The following is a 6,647-nucleotide window of genomic DNA, read 5'->3' as shown; positions in this document are numbered from 1 at the left end:
TTAAGACTCAGATGTGCATATTTAAATAATGAGATTAAAATGGGTAGGTATGCTTAGTTAAAAAGCGGGATGCTCCCAGCTAAAACGTGACAGACAACCATTGGCTCTCACAAACAACCTTTGCCCGATCGGCTCCAACGATTGGTTAGACTTGTAGGTGTAAAGTTATTAAGCTCAGAAATATGAAAATTTATAACTTTGATATTAAATCTTTTAGAATCGGAATTATTCCTATCTCTCTTGTCTTCATCTGCGTAAATCTGCGTCAATCTATTGTCATCTGCGGTTCAAAATTTATCTTTTTTTTACCGCAGATGAGGGCAGATAAACACAGATTAACGCAGATGAATTAGCTCAAGTCCGGTTGCACGATCGGTGATTTTTGTATGATACCATTCTAGAGCTAGAGGTGCAGCTTTAACCTAACGCTGAGGGGATAATTTATTCTGAAGTTTTCCCTATTTTACTGTTAGATAAGTTTGTTTTGTTAGCTGGGAATGTAGCAAGACTGCTAGAGGTTGTGCTGCGATGGGACATCAATGTTGTGTGAAATATCTGTCTAAATTTTATTGCTTTTTTCCCCGCAAGCCATCAACCAAAAACTCATCATCGATCGATCGCCCGCAGCTAAAAACTTATCCCGCGAAACCAGATAGCTTTCTATTTCCGACTCTGAAATTACCCCCTGTTTGACCATTTGCAAAATGGGCCCGGAGTCAAGCAAAGGTTGAAACGCCTCAATTCCCATGATATCGCTGTGGCTGACAACGGCTTCTAAATCAACGCTAACAAACCCAGCTTCTTTGAGAATGCGGCACAGATTTCGCCCAACGCATAAATTGCCGCCCCGCGATGCTATCACCTGCTTGAATTTCTCCCGGACAATCTCGACTGACCAAGGCGGATTTGTCAGCCAAAACAGATCCGCATCGTTATCAATAATCACCAGTTTGCCGCCCGGTTTCAAGATGCGGAATATTTCTCTAGCTGCTGCGACGGGATCTGGGAGGTGAACGAACAGCAAACGGGCGATCGCAAAATCGAAAGTGTTAGCCGCCAAACCAGTATCCGCAACCGATGCTTGGATGCGCTCTACTCGGTCGCCGCCTTTGTCCTGTAAATATTCTACTGCTTTTTCGTGCTGTACCGGGTCAATTTCTACCGCTGTTACCGAACTGTTTGGCAGCAATTCTAACAGTTTTTCGGTGAAAAATCCCGGCCCGCTACCCGCTTCCAAAACATTCATCCCGTCGGCTAAACCGAACCACTTTAAAGTGCGCGCTTCCTTTTCCCAACTGAGGAGAACTTGACCTTTTAACCGCTGAATTTCTGCGTCAAGTTCCAGATTGTACGTGCTTGCTTGATACGAACCTTCCGCTGCCATAAAATTATCCTTTTTCCTGCTTCGACACCTAGATTATAATAGAACTGCGCTTTAGCGCAATTCTCGTTGCGGACATCCACAACCCCAGTTTGCGGACAGATGCAGGACGGAAGCCAGGTAATTCCTCTATTGTAAGAAGATGACCGAGACGATTTTAGATTGGGATTTGGGATTTTGAATGAGAATTTCAGCGGTTTAAAGCTCCTAGTTTCAACTAGGTCACAAATCGAAAATCGTAAATCCCAAATCTAAAATGGGTTGACGGATTACCTAAACAGACGATGTTGTGTGGCAACGAATCAACTATGCCCCAGACTTTACCTCAACCGGAGAAACGAACATTTTTAGTTGTGGATGACCATGCGATGGTGTTAGGTGGCACGCTTAACATTCTGAAGCAAGAATATCCAGAGGCAGACATTCTGACGGCTCCGACGGCTCAGGCAGCCCTTCAGCAAATAGCGCAGACGACCCCGGATTTGGTGATTGTGGATCTGGTGATGCCAGAGACGATCGGCGAAACCGCGCAAGCGAATTCAGGGCTTCAACTCCTCAAAACGTTGATGGAGCAGTATCCGAGTCTGAATATTGTGGTGCAGAGTGCCCATGTTCGGACTTTAGTTTGGCTGAAACCGTCGATCGACAATCACATGGGCGGCTTCACAGTTGTCGATAAGAGCCAGCCGATGAAAGACTTGCTGGCAATGGTTGATTGGGCGCTGCACGAGCGGATTTATACACCCAGAGAGATCCGCAATGGGCTGCAACTCAAACCCGCCTGGATGCAGGTGTTGCAATTTGCTTTTCACGAGAGCTTACAGGATACTGCGATCGCCAAACGGATGAATGTTTCTGAACGCACCGTGCAGTATTACTGGACTAAGATTCGAGATGTGCTAGAGGTGTATCCTGAAGATGATAAGAATCTGCGGATTCAAACGGAAGTGCGAGCTAGGGAAGAAGGATTGATTGATTAGTGAAGCGCGATCGATGGCAAGCAGTGAAAGCGGGTGTCACGACTTGGGGACGAGAAGGGCTTCCAGGGGTGATGGTGATTGTCGCTGTGACGATCGCTCGATTGACGGGTGCGCTTCAGTTTTTGGAGTTGGTGACGCTCGATCGATTTCTGCGGCTGCGTCCCCCTGAGCCAATGGATGAAAGGATTGTCATCGTCAGTATCACCGAGGAAGATATTCGACGCGCTAGAACTTATCCGATTCCCGATCGCGAAATTGCCGATTTGCTTAAACGGTTGCAGGCCTATCAACCGATCGCGATCGGGCTGGATATTGTCCGCGATATTCCGGTTGAACCTGGTCATGCCGAACTAACATCGGTGTTTCGCAGCAGCAAGAATGTGATCGGAGTGGAGATTGCCCTGCCCGATCGCAGTGGCTTTACCGTCGCACCTCCGCCCGCGCTGCCATCGGAACAGGTTGGCTTTGCAGATGCCGTTCTCGATGCGGATGGCTACCAGCGCCGCAGTTTATTGGGCGCTCACAATCCCCAGCAGGAATACCGTTTTTCGTTGGCGATCCGGCTGGCAGAACGCTATTTAGCAGCCCGAGGAATTGAGTTGGGTAATGGAATTCGCGACCCAGAGGCGAAGCGCTTTGGCAGCATTGAATTGACCAGAGTGCAGTCAAACTCTGGCGGATATGTGGGGGCGTATGCAGGCGGCAACCAGATTTTGCTGAATGTTCGCAGCGGGACAATGCCGTTTCGCGTGCTTTCTCTCTCGCAAATCAAATCGGGACAGGTCAACCCGGATTGGATTCGAGGCAAAATTGTGTTGATTGGGATCATGTCTTTTAGTGCGAAGGATTTGGCAAGTTCAGGTGCGATCGCAGGCATCAATCCCGGACGGATTTACGGAGTCGAAATGCAGGCCCACGCCACCAGCCAGATCCTGAGCGCGGTGCTCGATCGCCGATCGTTGCTTCGGGTTTGGGCGGATGGCTGGGAAATGCTCTGGATTGGGGTCTGGGGACTCTTGGGGATGAGTTTGGGGCGATTTCTGCGATCGCCCTGGAAAATTTTGTTGGGGCTCTTAATCGCCAGTATCAGCCCGATCGGGATATGTTACGGGTTAATTCTGTTGGGGTGGTGGGTGCCGATCGTACCTGTGTTGTTGGTGCTGGTGTTGAATGGGGCTGGCTTGATGGCAGCGTTATTTTATCGCCACGAACAGGAACTCCGACTGCGGTTAGAGGAACGTCAATTTGCGATCGAACAGACCTTTAACGCGATTCATAGCGGGCCTTTACAAACATTGGTGGCGATTTTGAGAAACGCTCAAGAACAAGCAACACCGCCGCCATTTCTACCGGAGTTGCAACGCCTGAATGAAGAATTACGGGCAGTTTACGGATCGGTGCAGCGAGATGCGATCGCGGATGAACCGCACCTTCGCATGGGAAGCGCGATCGAATTGGCCCTGCAGGCTCCACTGCATGAATTGCTCTACAAGGTCTATTGCAACACGCTAGAACAAGAACTGCCTTACCTCAAAACGCTCAAATTCAAAATTGTGCAGTTCGATGCCTTGAACACCTCGCATCTGCGGTTGGAACACAAGCGAGGACTCTGCCGCTTTCTGGAAGAAGCGCTCTGCAATGTGGGGAAACACGCGATCGATGCCACTCGCTTGACCGTAATTTGCACTCAAGAAAGCGATCGGCAGGTGATTCGGGTGGCGGATAATGGCAAGGAGAACCCGTCTGACGCAGAAGCGCTGAGTTCCGGTGAAACGAACTGTGACAGGGAGACAACTCAATATCTAAACTCTAAACTCCAACCTTCAGGATTAGGAACGCAGTTGGCAAACAATTTAGCCAAACAATTAGGGGGAACATTTCGGCGCTACCCAAATGTACCGAGGGGGATAGTGTGCGAATTAACCTGGTCAGCCAAACGGCGGTGGTTCTGGTGATTGATTCCTCAGAGTTAGCATCCGAATTATTCATCTCTCTCTTCTCTTCCTCTGTGTTCTCTGCGTTCTCTGCGGTTAAATCATTCCGATCCAACTGGAATTGATATCACACTTGCTATATCTTTGCGCTTTCCCGCAAACGAAGCTTGTGGGCAGTTCTCTATTCTGTTTGTGTATTGTTGATTACTGTAGAAATAGTTACAGAGGGAATTGCGATGATGACTCACGGATTGAAGCGTCGAACCATTTACTCTGCCGGCATTGCGAGTTTAATGCTGAGTGTTTCGCTCTCTCTCGCTCCTCTAGCGCTGGCAAAATATACTCCCCCTAAAAAGCCTTCTGCGCCGAAACAAACGGGGACGAATACCACTCGCGGCGGCAGTTGCGAAGCTAATTCACCGGCGGTATTGACTGCCTTGGTGCCGTTTAGTCATGTGGGAGAGACGATTTCTCAGCATCCCACCTTTACCTGGTTTGTACCCGATCGCACTTCTCATCCCCTGCAATTCCGCCTGTTCAGCTCTACGGGACAAGCACTCTACAGAACCCAGATGCAGAGTCAGCCGGGAATTATGCAGTTTTCGCTCCCGCCAAATCTGCCCCAACTGTCGATCGGGCAATCCTATAAGTGGCAAGTGGTGTTGGTGTGCGATCGGAATGTTTCTTCGCGGAATGTGGTGGCGGCGGCAGAAATCCAAGTCGTTGCACCTGCTGCGTCGTTGCAGGCTCAACTTGCAGCCGCGCAAACTCCCCAACAGCGGATCGACCTGTATGCGGAGTCGGGGCTGTGGTATGACGCGATCGCCGAAGCGCGCAAAGGCTCTGAGACTTCTCAAAACCAAGCACCTGTGCTGGAATTGCTAGATGCTCTGGCTAATTCGGAAGCCCAACCGCTGAAGGAATGGAGCGATCGATTGCGACAAATTAGGGCGATCGAACAACAACGCCAACTCCCGCAACCCAAACCCTAAAATCCCATGCAGCCTTTCTCCCTAAAACTGCTCAAATCCAGTAATCGTAAAGTGCGATCGGGCTTCCTCTTTCCCCTTGCGCTTTGCCTTTTGTCTGTTGGCTTTTACATTCCTCCCCATTTCTCACTCCAGGCTAGTGCTCAGGCGATCGAGGCGAGTGAAGCAGAGGGCGATCGGCTGATACAGCAGGGGCTTCAACAGTATCGGACTAGCCAATTAAGAGCAGCGCTGAATTCCTGGCAACAGGCACTCCAAATTTATCGCGCCCTCAAAAACCGCCAAGGGGAGAGTTGGGCACTGGGCAATTTGGGAGTCGCTTACAGAGCCCTGGGCAACTATGCCAAAGCGATCGAGTATTCACAGCAGAGTTTAGCGATCGCCCGCGAAATTAAAGATCGCTCTGGGGAAGGGAATGCACTAGGCAATTTGGGAATCGCTTACCGCTATCTGGGCAACTATGCCAAAGCCATTGAGTATGCACAGCAGTGGTTAGCGATCGCCCGCGAAATTAAAGATCGCTCTGGGGAAGGTGCAGCACTGGGCAATTTGGGAGTCGCTTACGGAGCCCTGGGCAACTATGCCAAAGCCATTGAGTATGCACAGCAGAGCTTAGCGTTCGCCCGCGAAATTAAAGACCGTCAAAGGGAAGGTGCAGCACTGGGCAACTTGGGAGTCGCTTACCGCTATCTGGGCAATTATGCCAAAGCCATTGAGTATACACAGCAGCAGTTAGCCATCGCCCGCGAAATTAAAGATCGCTCTGGGGAAGGTGGAGCACTGGGCAATTTGGCAGTCGCTTACATCTATCTGGGCAACTATGCCAAAACGATTGAGTATGCACAGCAATTTTTAGCCATTGCCCGCGAAATTAAAGACCGCCAAGGGGAAGGTGCAGCACTGGCCCATTTGGGAGCCGCTTACAGATCCCTGGGCAACTATGCCAAAACGATTGAGTATGCACAGCAATTTTTAGCCATCGCCCGCGAAATTAAAGACCGCCAAGGTGAAGGTGTGGCGCTGAGCAATCTGGGAGCAGCTTACGGATCTCTGGGCAACTCGGCCAAAGCCATTGAGTATGCACAGCAATATTTCGCCATCGCCCGCGAAATTAAAGACCGTTATGGGGAAGGTCGGACACTGGCCAATTTGGGAATCGCTTACCTCGATCTGGGCAACTATGCCAAAGGCATTGAGTATACACAGCAGAGCTTAGCGATCGCCCGTGAAATTAAAGACCGTCAAGCGGAGGGGGCGACACTGGGCCTTTTGGGACTCGCTTACATCCCACATTCCGCAGATGTGTGTGGAATTTTTTATCAGTTGTGAAAAGTTGGAGTCAAAAAGTTTTTCCCTTTAACTT

Annotated in this window: 5 protein-coding genes; 4 read left to right on the top strand and 1 reads right to left on the bottom strand. The window is 49.8% G+C overall.

Annotated features, from left to right (window positions below; genetic code table 11):
- Nucleotides 1-559: 559 nt before the first annotated feature.
- The gene (locus tag QUA70_RS27650) at nucleotides 560-1,384 is read right to left on the bottom strand and encodes a methyltransferase domain-containing protein (protein ID WP_333336027.1); all 825 of its coding nucleotides are present in this window, start codon (nucleotides 1,382-1,384) and stop codon (nucleotides 560-562) included.
- A 305-nt stretch (nucleotides 1,385-1,689) separates the two neighbouring features.
- Here QUA70_RS27650 and QUA70_RS27645 point away from each other — a divergent pair, with 305 nt between their 5' ends.
- The 4 genes from QUA70_RS27645 (at nucleotide 1,690) to QUA70_RS27630 (ending at nucleotide 6,613) form a co-directional block, all read left to right on the top strand.
- Nucleotides 1,690-2,361 carry a response regulator transcription factor gene (locus tag QUA70_RS27645; RefSeq protein WP_333336024.1) on the top strand — a complete coding sequence of 224 codons (672 nt, stop codon included), beginning with the start codon at nucleotides 1,690-1,692 and terminating at the stop codon, nucleotides 2,359-2,361.
- Nucleotides 2,361-4,316 (top strand): CHASE2 domain-containing protein, encoded by a 1,956-nt coding sequence (locus tag QUA70_RS27640; RefSeq protein ID WP_333336021.1) that lies wholly within the window; start codon nucleotides 2,361-2,363, stop codon nucleotides 4,314-4,316. The genes QUA70_RS27645 and QUA70_RS27640 overlap by 1 nt, the downstream gene beginning before the upstream one ends.
- Before the next feature lie 176 nt (nucleotides 4,317-4,492).
- The gene (locus QUA70_RS27635; RefSeq protein WP_333410759.1) at nucleotides 4,493-5,287 is read left to right on the top strand and encodes a DUF928 domain-containing protein; all 795 of its coding nucleotides are present in this window, start codon (nucleotides 4,493-4,495) and stop codon (nucleotides 5,285-5,287) included.
- Nucleotides 5,288-5,293: 6 nt separating this feature from the next.
- Nucleotides 5,294-6,613 (top strand): tetratricopeptide repeat protein, encoded by a 1,320-nt coding sequence (locus QUA70_RS27630; protein ID WP_333350974.1) that lies wholly within the window; start codon nucleotides 5,294-5,296, stop codon nucleotides 6,611-6,613.
- Nucleotides 6,614-6,647: the final 34 nt, after the last annotated feature.

Source organism: Microcoleus sp. LAD1_D5, assembly GCF_036702115.1.
GTDB lineage: Bacteria > Cyanobacteriota > Cyanobacteriia > Cyanobacteriales > Microcoleaceae > Microcoleus.
This window is presented reverse-complemented; position numbering and strand designations above follow the sequence as displayed.